The organism is Lentzea sp. JNUCC 0626, assembly GCF_043632865.1.
In the GTDB taxonomy this organism is placed as follows: domain Bacteria; phylum Actinomycetota; class Actinomycetes; order Mycobacteriales; family Pseudonocardiaceae; genus Lentzea.
In genome coordinates this window covers 1005561-1019300 of sequence record NZ_CP171635.1, presented here as the reverse complement: position 1 = coordinate 1019300, position 13740 = coordinate 1005561, and the positions used below count along the sequence as shown (strand labels likewise).

Annotated in this window: 14 protein-coding genes; 2 read left to right on the top strand and 12 right to left on the bottom strand. The window is 68.8% G+C overall.

What is annotated here, in order from left to right; genetic code table 11:
- Genes JNUCC0626_RS04625 through JNUCC0626_RS04600 form a run of 6 tightly spaced genes read right to left on the bottom strand, consistent with a single transcriptional unit; the run spans position 1 to position 6383 of the window.
- Positions 1-1146 carry a lipid-transfer protein gene (locus JNUCC0626_RS04625; protein WP_394618389.1) on the bottom strand — a complete coding sequence of 382 codons (1146 nt, stop codon included), beginning with the start codon at positions 1144-1146 and terminating at the stop codon, positions 1-3.
- The gene (locus JNUCC0626_RS04620; RefSeq protein WP_394618388.1) at positions 1143-1526 is read right to left on the bottom strand and encodes a MaoC family dehydratase; all 384 of its coding nucleotides are present in this window, start codon (positions 1524-1526) and stop codon (positions 1143-1145) included. The genes JNUCC0626_RS04625 and JNUCC0626_RS04620 overlap by 4 nt, the downstream gene beginning before the upstream one ends.
- Complete coding sequence (locus tag JNUCC0626_RS04615; protein ID WP_394621971.1) at positions 1513-2409, bottom strand: bifunctional MaoC family dehydratase N-terminal/OB-fold nucleic acid binding domain-containing protein; 897 nt, start codon at positions 2407-2409, stop codon at positions 1513-1515. Before JNUCC0626_RS04615 ends, JNUCC0626_RS04620 begins: the two co-directional genes overlap by 14 nt.
- Positions 2409-3536: an acyl-CoA dehydrogenase family protein gene (locus JNUCC0626_RS04610; protein WP_394618387.1), complete on the bottom strand. Its 1128-nt coding sequence runs from the start codon at positions 3534-3536 to the stop codon at positions 2409-2411. Before JNUCC0626_RS04610 ends, JNUCC0626_RS04615 begins: the two co-directional genes overlap by 1 nt.
- Complete coding sequence (locus JNUCC0626_RS04605; RefSeq protein ID WP_394618386.1) at positions 3526-4482, bottom strand: acyl-CoA dehydrogenase family protein; 957 nt, start codon at positions 4480-4482, stop codon at positions 3526-3528. Before JNUCC0626_RS04605 ends, JNUCC0626_RS04610 begins: the two co-directional genes overlap by 11 nt.
- Positions 4482-6383 (bottom strand): acyl-CoA dehydrogenase family protein, encoded by a 1902-nt coding sequence (locus JNUCC0626_RS04600; protein ID WP_394618385.1) that lies wholly within the window; start codon positions 6381-6383, stop codon positions 4482-4484. Before JNUCC0626_RS04600 ends, JNUCC0626_RS04605 begins: the two co-directional genes overlap by 1 nt.
- Positions 6384-6542: 159 nt before the next feature.
- Between JNUCC0626_RS04600 and kstR the strand changes: the two genes are divergently transcribed.
- Both kstR and JNUCC0626_RS04590 read left to right on the top strand, forming a co-directional pair.
- A complete protein-coding gene (gene kstR / locus JNUCC0626_RS04595; RefSeq protein ID WP_394621970.1) occupies positions 6543-7118 on the top strand; it encodes a cholesterol catabolism transcriptional regulator KstR in 576 nt (191 codons plus the stop codon).
- Positions 7119-7194: 76 nt separating this feature from the next.
- Positions 7195-7596, top strand: coding sequence for an MmpS family transport accessory protein (locus tag JNUCC0626_RS04590; protein ID WP_394618384.1), 402 nt, complete (start codon positions 7195-7197; stop codon positions 7594-7596).
- On the opposite strand, the gene JNUCC0626_RS04585 is transcribed toward JNUCC0626_RS04590, so the two are convergent.
- From JNUCC0626_RS04585 to JNUCC0626_RS04560, 6 genes are all read right to left on the bottom strand, one after another.
- On the bottom strand, positions 7568-7741 hold the full coding sequence (locus JNUCC0626_RS04585; RefSeq protein ID WP_394618383.1) for a hypothetical protein: 174 nt from the start codon (positions 7739-7741) through the stop codon (positions 7568-7570). The genes JNUCC0626_RS04590 and JNUCC0626_RS04585 overlap by 29 nt on opposite strands.
- Before the next feature lie 122 nt (positions 7742-7863).
- Positions 7864-9231: a cellulose binding domain-containing protein gene (locus JNUCC0626_RS04580; RefSeq protein ID WP_394618382.1), complete on the bottom strand. Its 1368-nt coding sequence runs from the start codon at positions 9229-9231 to the stop codon at positions 7864-7866.
- Complete coding sequence (locus tag JNUCC0626_RS04575; RefSeq protein WP_394618381.1) at positions 9216-10619, bottom strand: beta-N-acetylhexosaminidase; 1404 nt, start codon at positions 10617-10619, stop codon at positions 9216-9218. The genes JNUCC0626_RS04580 and JNUCC0626_RS04575 overlap by 16 nt, the downstream gene beginning before the upstream one ends.
- Positions 10616-11440 carry a carbohydrate ABC transporter permease gene (locus JNUCC0626_RS04570; RefSeq protein WP_394618380.1) on the bottom strand — a complete coding sequence of 275 codons (825 nt, stop codon included), beginning with the start codon at positions 11438-11440 and terminating at the stop codon, positions 10616-10618. The genes JNUCC0626_RS04575 and JNUCC0626_RS04570 overlap by 4 nt, the downstream gene beginning before the upstream one ends.
- Entirely contained in the window at positions 11437-12381 is a 945-nt protein-coding gene (locus JNUCC0626_RS04565) for a carbohydrate ABC transporter permease (RefSeq protein ID WP_394618379.1), read from the bottom strand. The genes JNUCC0626_RS04570 and JNUCC0626_RS04565 overlap by 4 nt, the downstream gene beginning before the upstream one ends.
- Positions 12378-13514 carry an extracellular solute-binding protein gene (locus JNUCC0626_RS04560; protein ID WP_394618378.1) on the bottom strand — a complete coding sequence of 379 codons (1137 nt, stop codon included), beginning with the start codon at positions 13512-13514 and terminating at the stop codon, positions 12378-12380. The genes JNUCC0626_RS04565 and JNUCC0626_RS04560 overlap by 4 nt, the downstream gene beginning before the upstream one ends.
- Between the last annotated feature and the right edge of the window lie 226 nt (positions 13515-13740).

The following is a 13740-nucleotide window of genomic DNA, read 5'->3' as shown; positions in this document are numbered from 1 at the left end:
CTAGGCCTCCCCGCCGAGGACCAGGCCGCTCGTCGGGACGCCGGTGCCGGCGGTGACCAGGACGTGGTTCACGTTCCCGACCTGGTTCACCGCGGTGCCGCGCAGCTGCCGCACGCCCTCGGCGATGCCGTTCATGCCGTGCAGGTAGGCCTCGCCGAGCTGACCGCCGTGCGGGTTGAGCGGGAGGCTGCCGTCCAGTTCCAGAGCGCCGGTCTTGATGAAGTCTTTGGCCTCTCCCCTGCCGCAGAAGCCCAGTTCTTCGAGTTGGACCAGCACGAACGGGGTGAAGTGGTCGTAGAGCACGGCGACGTCCACATCGGACGGTCCGATGCCCGAGCGCTCCCACAGGCCCTTGGCCACCACCCCCATCTCGGGCAGCCTGGTGAGGTCGTCGCGGTAGTAGCTGGTCATGGTGAACTGGTCGACGCTGCTGCCCTGCGTCGCCGCCTTGACGTGGGCGGGTTTGGCCGGCAGGTCCCGGGCTCGTTCTGCGGTCGTGACGACCAGGGCGACTCCGCCGTCGCTCTCCTGGCAGCAGTCGAGCAGCCGGAGCGGTTCGGCGATCCACTTCGACGCCTGGTGGTCGTCGAGGGTGATCGGCCGGTTGTGGAACCAGGCGTTCGGGTTCGTGGCGGCGTGCTTGCGGTCGATCACCGCGATCCGGCCGAAGTCCTCGCTCGTCGCGCCGTACTCGTGCATGTACCGGCGAGCGAACATCGCGACCATCGCGGCTGGTGTGCCCAGGCCCATCGGGTACGACCAGCTGTTGTCGATGTTGGCCGCGGCCGCCGTCTGGACCTGCCCGAACCGGTGCCCGGAGCGTTCGTTGAACGCCCGGTAGCAGACCACGACCTTCGCGGCGCCTGTTTCGACCGCCATCGCGGCCTGCTGGACGGTCGCGCACGCCGCCCCACCGCCGTAGTGGACTCGGCTGAAGAACGTGAGCTCCGGGATGCCCAGCTCACGGGCGACGGCGATCTCGGCGTTGGTGTCCATGGTGAAGCTGACCAGGCCGTCCACATCGGACGGTGTCAGCCCGGCGTCCTCGATGGCCGCCTTGACGGCCTCGGCGGCGAGCTGGAGTTCGCTGCGGCCGGAGTCCTTCGAGAAGTCGGTCGCCCCGATCCCGACGATGGCGGCGTTCACGCGGGCACCTCGATCTTCACGGTTCCGGTGACGTGGTCACCGTGGTCGGTCCGGCCGACGACCTCGATGGTCAGGTCCTGGTCTTCCCGTCCGACGACCTGGCCGAAGAACTTCAACGTGTCGTACGCGTAGCAGGGCGCGCCGAGCTTGATGTTCACCTGCCGCACGAGCACTCGCGGCCCCGCCCAGTCCGTGACGTAGCGCTGCACCAGGCCGGTGGTGGTGAGGATGTTGATGAAGATGTCCTTCGACCCGCGCTGGATCGCCAGGTCGCGGTCGTGGTGGACGTCCTGGAAGTCGCGGGTGGCCAGCGCGGTGCTGATCACGAACGTCGGCGTGGCCTCGACGTGCCACTCGGGCAGGGAATCACCGATCCGCACGGGGCCTCCAGCTCGGCATGGTCAGGTCGTCGTCGACCTTCGTGAACACGACCTCGACGCGTTGCCCGACGCTGGGCTCGCCGTCGAACTCGCCCAGCATCCGCACGCCCTCGTCGAGTTCGATCAGGGCGATGACGAACGGGGTCTGCTTGCCCGGCACCTGCGGGTGGTGGTGCACGACGTAGCTGTAGATGAGGCCGTAGCCCTCCGAGACGAGGTACTTCGGCTTGGTGGCGCCGCATTCCGGGCACATCGGGCCGGGTGGGTGGCGCAGGAGGCCGCAGCCGCCGCAGCGTTGGACGCGCAGCTCGCCTTGACGGGTGCCTTCCCAGAAGTACTCGGTGTCGCGGTTGACGGAAGGACGAATGGCCTGAGGTTGCGCAGGTTCAGCCTTCGGTTCCGACCCAGCGGCAGGCGCGTTGGCGGGCTTGAACTTCAGCACCCGGAACCGCATCTCCGCCACGGCCTCGTCGCCCACCCACCAGGTGCTGCGGGTCGTCACGAACCAGCCCTCGCCGAGACCCGTCCGCTTCGGCCCGGTCACGTCCTCCAGGCTCGTCGTCACCGACAGCTGCTCGCCCACCTCGAGATACCGGTGGTAGGTCTGGTCGGAGTTGGTGGCGACCACCGACGTGTACCCGGCCTCGTCCAGCACGGTCATCATCGCGCCGAGCGGGTCGTCGAGGGTGCGCTGGCCGTGCAGGCCCGCCATCGTCCACACCTGGACCATCGCGGGCGGCGCCACCTCGGTGTAGCCGGGGTGTTCGTCGCCGATGGCTTCCAGCCAGTTGCGGATCATCGGCAGGTTCACCGGGTCGCGCGCCAGCCGGGGTGCGCACTCGCCCTGTTCGGCGATGCGGGCCGCTTCCTTCTCGATGTCGATCATCGCACCACCCGCGGTAGGCCCAGCCCGATGTTGGCGATCAGTTCGCGTTGGATCTCCTGCACGCCGCCGCCGAACGTCAGCACGAGGTTGCGGCGGGCCTGGACGTCCAGCCAGCGCACCAACTCCGCGTCAGCGCCGTGGCGGCCGACCAGTTCTTCGAGGAGTCGGCCGATGCGCTGGGTGCGGTCGGCGGCGAACACCTTGGTGGCGGAGGCGTCGGCCACTTCGAGTTCGCCGCTCGCGACCTGCCAGTTGAGGAGTTCGTTCACCCGGTGGACGGCTCGTGCCTCGGCCAACGCGCGGCGCACGTCCGGTTCGTCCAGCAAGCCGCGCGACGAGGCCCAGTCGTGGACTCGGGTGATCAGGGCGCCGATGCGGCCGGACGGGCCGAGCATCACGCGTTCGTGGTTGAGCTGGGTGGTGATGAGGCGCCAGCCCTTGTTCTCCTCGCCCACGCGGCGGGATTCGGGGACGCGCACGTCGTTGTAGTAGGTGGCGTTGACGTGGTGGGCGCCGTCGCACGTGATGATGGGCGTCCACGAGTAGCCGGGGTCGGTCGTGTCGACGATCAGGATCGTGATGCCCTTGTGGCGCGAGTCCGCGGCGCCGGTGCGGCAGGCGAGCCACACGTAGTCGGCGTCGTGACCGCCGGTGGTGAAGGTCTTCTGGCCGTTGATGACGTAGCCCTCGTCGGCACGAACGGCCTTGGTGCGCAACGCGGCCAGGTCCGTGCCCGCGTCCGGTTCGGTGTAGCCGATGGCGAAGTGCAGGTCGCCGCTCAGGATCTTCGGCAGGAAGAAGTCCTTCTGCTCCTGGGTTCCGTACGTCTGGAGCGTCGGGCCGACGGTCTGCAGCGTCACGTACGGCAACGGCACGTCCGCGCGCGCCGCCTCGTTGACGAAGATCTGCTGTTCCACCGGGCCGAACCCCAGGCCGCCGTACTCGACGGGCCAGCCGACGCCGAGCCTGCCGTCACGGCCCAGCCTGCTGACCAGCTCGCGGTAGACGGTGCCGTGCCGTTCGGTGAGCATCGCCTCGCGTTCGGCGTCGGACATGACGTTCGCGAAGTACTCGCGCAACTCGTCGCGCAGCTTGCGTTGTGCGGCGCTGAGATCAATGAACATCGATGGCCCCCAAGCGGTGCTCGACTCCGCCGACGAACCGCGTCAGCTCCTTGGCCATGCCGTAGTAGCGGTGCATCGGGTAGGTGATGTCGAGCCCGAGGCCGCCGTGCAGGTGGTGGCAGTTGTGCACGGCCGGCAGCGCTTCGGCCGCGAGCCAGTAGGCCGCCGTGTCGAGGTCGGAGTCGTCGAGGCTCCAGGCGGCGGTCACCGCGGCCAGGTGCAGGGTGCGGGAGGCGATGTAGACGTCCGCGACCAGCGCGGCGGCCGACTGGAACGTCGCCAGGGGTTTGCCGAACTGGTGGCGCGTGCCGACGTGCTTCACGGTGAGGTCGAGGGCACCGGCCAGCACGCCGTCCGCGACCGCGCAGGCTCCGGCCAGCGCGAACCTCCGCACGTCGGCGCCGGCGAGCAGGTCTCCCCTGGCGTTCTCGAACCTCACGGTGTCGTCCACAACGGACACACCGGGTTGCGCCGGGTCCACGACGAAGACCCCGCTGTCCGTGCTGACCAGCATCCGCACGGCCTCGGCGGCGTACGGCACGGTGATCTTCACGCCGGTGATGCCGTCCGGTCCCGCCGTCGTCTCCGGCGAGCCGGGCAACGGCCGAGACGGCTCGCTCAACGCCGCCGTCAGCACCCCGTGCTGCTCGGTCACCAACGGCAGCAAGGAGTTCTGCTGCTCCTCGGTCCCGTACGTCACGATCGGCAACACACCCAACGCGAGCGTCGCGAGCGCCGGAACGTCCACCGCCCGCCGTCCGACCTCGGTGAGCAGCACGGCCGTCTCCAGCACGCCGAGCCCGTCACCACCGAGGCGTTCCGGCACGGCGAGGGCCAGCAGTCCGGCCTCTCCCAACGCCTTCCAGGGTGTGTCGCTCTCCCTGCCCAGCACGTCGGCCGCCAGCGCGGCGATCTCCTGCTGGGTCTCGTCGAGCTGGAAATCCATCAGGGCTCCCTCGGTAGACCGAGAATCCGTTCGCCGGCGAGGTTCATCAGCACCTGCGTCGTACCGCCCGCGATGCTCAGGCACCGCGTCAGCAGGAACTCGTAGATCAGCGGGCCCTCGACGGCGGCGTCCGGGCCGAGCAGGTCGACCGCGAACTCCGCGACGTCCTGCCGTTGCCGCACGCCGGCGAGCTTGCGCACGCTCGACTCCGCGCCCGGTTCCTGCCCGCTCAGCACCCGCAGGCTCGCCCGCAGGTCCAGCACCGACACCGCGAGTCCCTGCGCCACCAGCGCACCCAGCCGTTCGGCGTGGTCCGGTGCGGCGGGTGATCTCAGGATCTGTTCGAGCGCCTCGCCGAGCGACGAGCCCATGGCGACGCGTTCGTTGGCCAACGTCGTGCGGGCGAGCTTCCAGCCGTCACCGGGTTCGCCGACCACGCACGAGTCCGGCACGAAGACGCCGTCGAGGAAGACCTCGTTGAACCGCGCGTCGCCGGTGATCTCCCGCAACGGCCGCACGTCCACGCCGTCGGAGCGCATGTCGACCAGGAAGTAGGTGATGCCCTTGTGCTTCGGCACGCTGGAGTCGGTGCGGGCCAGGCAGATCGCCCAGTCGGCCTCGTGCGCGAGCGACGTCCACACCTTCTGCCCGGTGAGCCGCCAGCCGCCGTCGACGCGTTCCGCCTTGGTGCGCAACGACGCCAGGTCCGAGCCCGCCTCGGGTTCGCTGAACAACTGGCACCAGGTCAGCGAGCCGTCCAACGTCGGCGGCACGAACCGTTCCTGCTGTTCAGCCGTCCCGTGCCGGAGGATCGTCGGCCCGGCCCAGCCGCCGATGATCAGGTCCGGCCGCCGCACCCCCGCTCGCGCGAACTCGCTGTCGATCACCAGCTGCCGCGCCTGGTCGGCGTCCTGACCGTACGGCGCGGGCCAGCCCGGCACCAGGAAACCGCTGCCGGCCAACCGTTCCCGCTGACCGGCGGGGTCCAGCCCGGCGATCTCCTCGGCGAACGCCCGCACCTCTGGATCGGACTCGACCTGAACGGCGAGCGACCGCCGCGCACCTTCGAGAGCCAGCGCGGCAACCCGGCGGCGCCAGTGCGCCACACCGCCCGCGAGCTGCTGCAACGCCAACGCCCGCCGCAGGTACCGATGCGCGTCGTGCTCCCAGGTGAAGCCGATCCCGCCGAGCACCTGGATGCAGTCCTTGGCGTTGCGGACCGCCGCGTCGAACGCCACCGCCGCCGCGACCGCAGCCGCCAGCGGGTGTTCGTCCTCCCCCACCGACCGCGCCGCGTCCCACGCGACCGACGACGCCTGCTCCGCGCGGCACAGCATCTCCACGCAGAGGTGCTTCACGGCCTGGAACGAGCCGATGACACGCCCGAACTGCTGCCGCTGTTTCGCGTACGCCACGGCGGTGTTCAGGCACCACGCCGCCACCCCGCTCGCCTCGGCCGCCATCAGCGTCACCGCGAGGTCGGCAGGATCGCTCACCTCCTGCCCCGGCCCGTCGATCCGCACCGCGCCGAGCGAACGTGAGTGGTCCACGGATTCCAGTGGTGTCACCGAAACCTGGGACACCGGCACCAGCATCCAATTGTCCGTTTTGACCAGCAGGTGCGTCGCCTCGGCGGCACCGACCACCTGCTGAGACGAGAACCCGAACCCGGCGATCCCGTCGAAGTCGGGCAGCAGCACCGACACCAGCGCCGTGGGCAGCAACGGCCCCGGCACCAGGTTCTCGGCCGCCCGCTCCAGCATCACCGCGAGATCGGCGACCGTGCCGCCCTCCCGCGTCACCTCGAAGAACCCGACCTTGACGAGATCAGCCCACTCGTCCCCGGCGGCGTCCACGCTGTCGCGCAACGCGCGCTGGTCCCCGGTCGTGGCGATCGGCATGCGGCCTCCTCCAGTACGTGAAGAAGTTTATAGAACGTGTTCTATTTCGAGCAACAGATCATGGCCGGGAAACCGATCGAGTATGATGAGGGGGCAGCTGCAACACGTTTCAGGAGGATCATCTCCGTGTCACCTTCGAAGTCGCGCACGGACGCGTTGATGGCGGGCGACGAGCTCAGCTCGGCCGCCCAGCGCGAGCGCCGCAAGCGGATCGTCGACGCGACGATCGCGCTGGCGTCCAAGGGCGGGTTCGACGCCGTCCAGATGCGTGCCGTGGCCGACCGCGCGGACGTGGCACTGGGCACGCTGTACCGCTACTTCCCCTCGAAGGTCCACCTGCTCGTGTCGAGCCTCGCGGTGGAACTGGAGCGCGCCCAGGAGAAGATGGACCGCACCACCGTTCCCGGCGAGAGCCCGTACGAGCGCGTGCTGTTCGTCCTCGGCCGCATCACCCGCGGTCTGCAGCGCAACCCGCACCTCACCGAGGCGATGACGCGCGCGTTCACCTTCGCCGACGCCAGCGCGGGCGCCGAGATCGACAAGGTCTCGTGGCTGATGGAGAGCATGTTCACCAAGGCGATGAGCGACGACGCCCCGACCGACGAGCAGAAGGCCATCGCCCGCGTGATCGGCGACGTGTGGCTGTCGAACCTGGTCGCCTGGGTCACCCGCCGCGCCACCGCCACGGACGTCGCGAACCGCCTCGAACTCACGGTCCGCCTGCTGCTCAAGTGAGTCGTCCTGCGGGATGACCCGTCAGTCACACCCGCGAACGATGCCGGCGCACACCGTCACCACTACCGTCTGTCCTATGAAGACGCTCCTGGTCGTCCTAGCCGTGCTGGCCGTGCTCGGCGGCGGAACCGTCGCGCTGGTGAACCACCTGGGCGGCTGGAACACGTTGATCGGCAAGTCCTGGGCCATCACCTACGAGGTGACGGCCCAACCAGCGGAAACCCTTGCGGACGTGACGTACGCCGAGTCGCCCGACCGCAACCGCAAGGAGGCCCCGCAGAGCGCCAGCGTGGCGGCGCCGCTGCCGTGGACCACCGAGGTCATCATCAACGCCGGTGAGAAGGCCCAGGTCGCCGTCACGCCGAAGGGCGACCAGGTGCTGACGTGCCGGATCCTGCTCGACGGCATGAAGGAACTCTCGTCCGCCACCGGTCAGCCCGGCGAGAAGGTCACCTGCGAGGCTTCCACCAGTACCTGACCGCGAACGGCGTCGTGGCGAGTACGACCACCCCCACGACCACCTGGATCCACGGCGGTTCGACACCGAACTTCGCGAGGATCATGCCCGTTACGAGCCCGATCACGACCGCGCCGAGCAGGATCAACGCACGCCGTCGCCACATGTGTCACCTTCCCCCGGACACCAACGATCGCACCCGGGATCGGCCGCCCGGCCTTCCGGCAAACCCGCGGGTCGACGACTGAAACAGGCGCCCCGAAACGATTCCGGGGCGCCCGCTCGAGATCACACGTTGTCGGTGTGCGTGACACCCGCGTTCCGGTAGTCCTGCACCGCCGTCTTCACCTGGGCCGGGCTCAGCACCTGGTCCTTGGCGAAGTACACGTAGTCGACCTCCTGCTGGTAGGCGCGTTCGGCGCTGCTGCCCTGCAGGCCGCCCGAGATGAACCAGAGGTTGAAGTTGATCGACATCGGCGTCTCGGGGTAGTACTTGTCGCCGTGGTCGGCCACGAGCGCGCCGTCGATGTAGTACTTCACCCGGCCGTTGGCGACCTGGAAGACCAGGTCGTGCCAGCCGTTGTAGCTCTGGCGCTGGGAGTTGTGGATGTTGTCGGCCACCCACGGCTCGTTCTGGTAGGTCTCCCACGTGGTCTCGTACATGATGTTGCCCTGCTCGCCCCAGCCGCCGTTGGGCAGGTACTCGAAGTCGATCTCCCCGTAGTTCGGGGCCATCGGCGCGTCGAGCGGGGTGATGGTGAAGAACGTCTGCACGACGTGGTCACCGTCGGGTCCGAAGACCGGGGCGTCGCTGAACTTCACGCGCGAGGCGTAGGTGCCCTCGAAGAACTTGCGCTGGTGGAACATCTCGGTCTGCTTGGCGGCGGAGCCGTTGTTCCACGAGTCGAGGCGCATGACCTTCTGGCCGTCCACGGTCGGGAACGTGACGCGCGAGGCGTCCCATTCGGCGCCGGGCACGCCGGGGCCACCCGCTCCCGAACGCACGGTCCAGCCGCGCTGGCTGATCCGCGAGTCGCTCGAGTTGTTGTACGCGAAGTCGTCGAACAGCTTGGGGCCGTTGGGGTTCGGCGGTGTGGTCGTGGTCGTCGTGGTGGTGGGCGGGCTGCCACCGGGCGGGGTGCCCCACAGCAGCGAACTGCCGCGGTAGACGGTCACCTTGTTCGACGCCGAGTAGCTGCTGTCGGCGCGGAACGAGTAGTCGTCGGTCTGGGTGATCGAGCCCCAGTTGGTGCGGTAGAAGCGGAGTTGCAGGTCGCCCGAGTCGGCGCCGGGGTTCAGCACACCGGCGCCGGAGGTGAAGCCGACCTCCAGGTAGCGGTCGGCGGGGCCGCCGGTGAGGGTGCCGAACTGGCCGGTGACGTTGCCGCAGCCGCGCACGGCCCACGAGCAGGCGAACCGGTAGCCGACGTCCGGGGTGTCGGCCTTGAAGTAGTAGCGGATCTTCACCTCGGACAGCGGCACGCTCGTGCTGCCGGAGTTGACCAGCTTGAACCAGGGTTCGACCTGGTCGGTCGTCGCACCGGACGCGCTGGTCCGGTACTGGGCGGTGATCGCGTCGGCGGCGAACGCGTTCGGTGCGACGGCCAGTGCGGCCACCGCCAGTGCCGCGCAGGACGCGGCTAAGAGTGCTCGCAACGTTCTCTCCTCATTTCGGCAGGGACGGACAGGGCGGCGAGCCTTGACGAGTGGAGGCGCATCCGGGTGGTGAAGCCCTCCCACTCGGGGCGCTGGGACCAGAGGGTGTCGGCCAGCGCGGCAAGTCGGGGAAACGCCAGGTATTCCAGGTGGTCCTTCGAACGGACGTGCTCGGTCCACAGCTGGCACTGGGCGCCGAGGACGCCGTCGGGCAACGGCACGTCGTAGACGTCGCGGGTGGTGACGACGAACCCGGGCTGGCCCGGTGGTTCGAGCGGGCCGCCGGTCTGCGGGTAGTCGAGGTAGGTGGAGGTGTGCGGGGTCATCACGACCGGCTGGCCGCGATCGAGTGCTTTGGTGGCTTGGGTTTCGTCCTTCCACGGCATGAGGAGGGACCTCACGTCGCCCGTCGGTTCCCACGCCGCCGGGGTGCGGCCGCGGTCGAGCACGTACTTGCTCGCCTGCTTCAGGAACTGCGCGTGCACGTTCTCGGGCAGCAGGCACTCGTCGCCGCCGAGGTGGACGTGCTCGCCGGGGAACACGTCCAGCACCTCGGCCAGCACCTCGCGGACGAAGCCGAGGGCGTGCATCCCGAACGCGGCATCGCTGATGCCCCAACGGGTCCAGACGGGCAACGGTTCGGGGGCGATGCCGAGGTCGGGGTACGCGGCCAGCGCCGCGCGGGCGTGCCCGGGCATCTCGATCTCCGGCATGATCCGGATGCCGCGCTCGGCGGCGTGCGCGACGAGGCCTTCCAGTTCGGCACCGGTGTAGGTGCCGCCGTGCGGGACGCCGTCGCCGTTGGTCTCGGTGCGCCAGCCGCCGATCGAGGTGAGCAGCGGGTGGGCCGGGACCGGCATCCGCCAGCCCTGGTCGTCGGTGAGGTGCAGGTGCAGGACGTTGAGCTTGTGCAACGCCATCAGGTCGATGAACCGGCGCACCACGTGCACCGGCTGGAAGTGCCTGGCCACGTCGAGCATGAACCCGCGCCACGGCAGCCTCGGCACGTCCCGGATGTCGACGCCGGGCAGCGTCCACTCCACTTCGGACACTCGACTGGGCCGCAGCGCCTCGGCCGGCAGGAGCTGGCGGATCGACTGGACGCCGTGCGCCAGGCCGTTCAAGGTGGCTGCCCTGAGCAGCACGCCGTGCTCGTTGACGGTGAGCGCGTACCCCTCCTCGCCGAGGCCGACGAGCTTGGCGTCGAGCGCGATGACGATCTGGCCGTAGTCCGCGAGCGGCAACGACAACCCGGTGGCGGGCCGGAGCAACGTGCGCAGCAGCCGCGCCGCCGGTTCGGCGCCGGGTGTGACCCGGACGCTCGTGCCGCAGTCCAGCGTGAAACCCTTGCTGCGCCGGACGATCCTGGTCGGCAGTGGCACGATCATCCCTTCACCGCCCCTCCGACGATGCCGGTGGTGACCCGGCCCTGCAACACGACGAAGATCAGCAGCACCGGCAGCATGAACAGCGTGGAGGCGGCCATCGTGGCGCCCCAGTCGGTGCCGAAGGTGTTGTTGAACGACGACAGCCACACCGGCAGCGTGCGGTCGTCCTGGTTCTTGATGATCAGCACGTTGGCGAAGGCGAACTCGTTCCAGGCCGTGATGAACCCGAACAGCGAGGTCGCCAGCAGGCCTGGCGCCAGCAGCGGGAACACGACCTTGCGGAACGCCTGGGCGCGCGTGCAGCCGTCGACCTGCGCCGCCTCCTCCAGATCGACCGGGATGGCGGCGAGGAACCCGCGCAGCGTCACGATCGTGAACGGCAGCGTCATCATGAAGTAGACCAGCGTGAGGATCCAGAGCGTGTCGAGCATCCCGGTGTCGCGCGCGATCACGTAGATCGGGATCAGCAACGCCTCCCAAGGCGTCATCTGCGCGACGAACACCATCAGCACGAACGCCCTGCGCCCCTTCCACTGCAACCGCGCGATCGCGAACGCGGCGAGCAGTGCGACACCGAGGGCCAGCAGCACCGCCCCTCCCGCGACCAGCAGGCTGTTGCGCCAGAACGAGAAGAACCCCTGCGCGGCGATGGCCGTGCCGAAGTGGTCGAACGTGAGCGGGATCGGCAGGAACGTCGGCGTCTCGCTCTGGATGTCCTTGGTGGGCTTGAACGCCGTCAGCACCATCCAGTAGACGGGGAAGACGGAGAGGACGAACACCACCAGCGCCGCCGTCGTGCGGGAGATCCTCCCGATCATCATGCTTCCCGCTCCTGCCGGTAGAGCTGGCGGAAGTACGCCAGCAGTGCGAGCACCAGCAACACGACCATCAGCATCGAGACCGCGGCGCCGAGGTCGTAGCGCTGCAACGACTGCGCGACCTGGAAGGCGTAGACGGGCAACGTCGTCGTGGCCTGTCCCGGACCGCCCTGGCTGATCACCCAGATCTGCACGAACGCCTTGACGACCCAGATCACCTCCAGACACGTGATCAGCCCGAACATGGCCCGCAGCATCGGGAACGTGATGGTGGTGAACACCCGCCACGCGCCGGCGCCGTCGATGCGGGCCGACTCGTACAGCTCCTGCGGGACGGTGATCATCGCCGCGTACAGCGACAGCGCGGCGAACGGCACCGACTGCCAGACGATCAGGGTGACGAGGATGCCGAACGTCGCGTCGCCGTCGGCGAACCAGGTGTAGCCGCGGTACTCCTCGAAGCCGAGCGCGACCAGCGCCCAGTTCACGATGCCGAGCCGCGACTGGAAGAGCCACTGGAACACCGTGGTGGCCGCGATGATCGGCGTCGCCCAGGTCAGCACCAGGCCGCCCATCACCAGGAACCGCAACCACTTGCCGAGCCGCACCAGCAGCAGTGCGACCAAAGTGGACAGCACCATGATGAGCACGACGTTGATCGCCGTGAACCACAGCGTCCGCTGGACCACGCTCCAGAACTCGGGGTCCTGCAGCACCTTCGCGTAGTTCGCCAGGCCGACGAACTTCGCGTCACCCCGCACCAGCTGCGGCAGCCCGAACTCCTGCAGCGAGATGATCACGTTGCGCACCAACGGGTAGAACAGCAGGTACGCGGTGGTGAGCAGGGTGGGCGCGATCAGCAGGTACGGCAGGATCGGGCGCTTGCGCCTCGGCGGCGGGGCCGGTGCAGTCTCCTGCACCGGCCTCTCGGCGAGGAGCGTCATTTGCCGGAGTTGAGCGCTTGGGTGATCACTTCGTCGGCCTTCGCCGCGGCCGTCTTCGGGTCGGCGCCGGTCAGCACCGCCGTCTGGAACTCCTTGATCGGGTTGCGCGCCTCGACCGCGGCCCAGTTCGGCGAGTTCGGCGTGGCGAACCCGTTCGCGGCGCCCTGCGCCATCGCCGCCGTGCCCGGATCACCGCCGACCGAACCGGCCAGCGACTTGCGGTTCGGCACGTAGTTCATCGCCTTCGCGAGCTCGACCTGCCACTTCTCCCCGGCCAGCGCCTTGACGACCTCGTACGCGCCGTCCTGCCTGCTCGACGCCAGCGGGATGATCAGGTCGGACCCGCCGGTGAACACCGCGCCGGGCTTGTCGGCGGTCTTGCCGGGGATCGGGAAGAAGCCGATCTTGCCTTCGAGCGCCGGGTTGGCCTTGGTGACGAGCTTCGCCGCCCCGGGCACCGCGATGAACTGCGCGACCTTGCCGCCGGCGACCACGTCCGTCTGCTGCGGCTTGGACTCGTCGGCGTCCTTCGGGCCGTCGCCGAGCGCCTGGAGCTGCTTGTAGAAGTCCATGCCCGCCAACGCCTCGGGCGTGTTGAGCGAGCCCTTCCAGTTGTCGCCGTCCTGCTTGGCGAGGTCGCCGCCCTCGTCCCAGACGAACCCGGACAGCGTGTACCAGTTCTGGCCGGGCAGGTAGATCCCCTGCTGCTCGCCCTGGTCGAGCTTGGCGGTGGCGTCCAGCCACTCCTGCCGCGTCTTGGGCGGCTTGACCTGCGCGGCCTCGAAGAGGTCGGTCCGGTAGAGCACGACCCGGTTGGCCGCGTAGAACGGGACGCCGAACTGCTTGCCGTCGACCGCGCCGGGGTCGGCGAGGCCGGGGATCCAGTCGTCGCCCTGCAGTTCGGCCTTCTTCGCGGACAGGTCCGTGACGCCCTTGCTGGCCACGTACTGCGCGACCTGGGTGTTGCCGACCTCGATCACATCGGGCGGATCAGTGCTGGCCAGCGCACTGGTGACCTTCTGCGTGATGCCGTTCCACTCCTGGATCTGGATCTTCAGGTCGAGGTTCGCGTGGTCCTTCTCGAACTCGGTCTCGAACTTCTGCACGAAGTCCGCGGTGGCCGTGTCCTTCATGAGCCACACGGTGATCTCCTGCTTCTCACCTCCTCCGGCCTCCGTGCCGCAGGCGGACAAGGCGAGTGCAAGAACCAGTAAGGCAGCGGAGCGCGACACGACTCACCTCTCGCTGGGATGTGACCAATTGGTCAGGTCTCGACGGGTGAGGTAGAAAGTGGCATAGACCACTTCTCAGGTCAATCCCCAGTTCGGACGCGTGGGAGCGCTCTCGATCTTCAACGGA

Bases quoted from the DNA above. Each gene is read 5' to 3' on its own strand.
- JNUCC0626_RS04610 (WP_394618387.1), bottom strand. From the start codon at position 3,536: ATGTTCATTGATCTCAGCGCCGCACAACGCAAGCTGCGCGACGAGTTG.
- JNUCC0626_RS04605 (WP_394618386.1), bottom strand. From the start codon at position 4,482: ATGGATTTCCAGCTCGACGAGACCCAGCAGGAGATCGCCGCGCTGGCG.
- JNUCC0626_RS04600 (WP_394618385.1), bottom strand. From the start codon at position 6,383: ATGCCGATCGCCACGACCGGGGACCAGCGCGCGTTGCGCGACAGCGTG.
- kstR (WP_394621970.1), top strand. From the start codon at position 6,543: ATGGCGGGCGACGAGCTCAGCTCGGCCGCCCAGCGCGAGCGCCGCAAG.
- JNUCC0626_RS04590 (WP_394618384.1), top strand. From the start codon at position 7,195: ATGAAGACGCTCCTGGTCGTCCTAGCCGTGCTGGCCGTGCTCGGCGGC.
- JNUCC0626_RS04585 (WP_394618383.1), bottom strand. From the start codon at position 7,741: ATGTGGCGACGGCGTGCGTTGATCCTGCTCGGCGCGGTCGTGATCGGG.
- JNUCC0626_RS04575 (WP_394618381.1), bottom strand. From the start codon at position 10,619: ATGATCGTGCCACTGCCGACCAGGATCGTCCGGCGCAGCAAGGGTTTC.
- JNUCC0626_RS04570 (WP_394618380.1), bottom strand. From the start codon at position 11,440: ATGATGATCGGGAGGATCTCCCGCACGACGGCGGCGCTGGTGGTGTTC.
- JNUCC0626_RS04565 (WP_394618379.1), bottom strand. From the start codon at position 12,381: ATGACGCTCCTCGCCGAGAGGCCGGTGCAGGAGACTGCACCGGCCCCG.
- JNUCC0626_RS04560 (WP_394618378.1), bottom strand. From the start codon at position 13,514: ATGAAGGACACGGCCACCGCGGACTTCGTGCAGAAGTTCGAGACCGAG.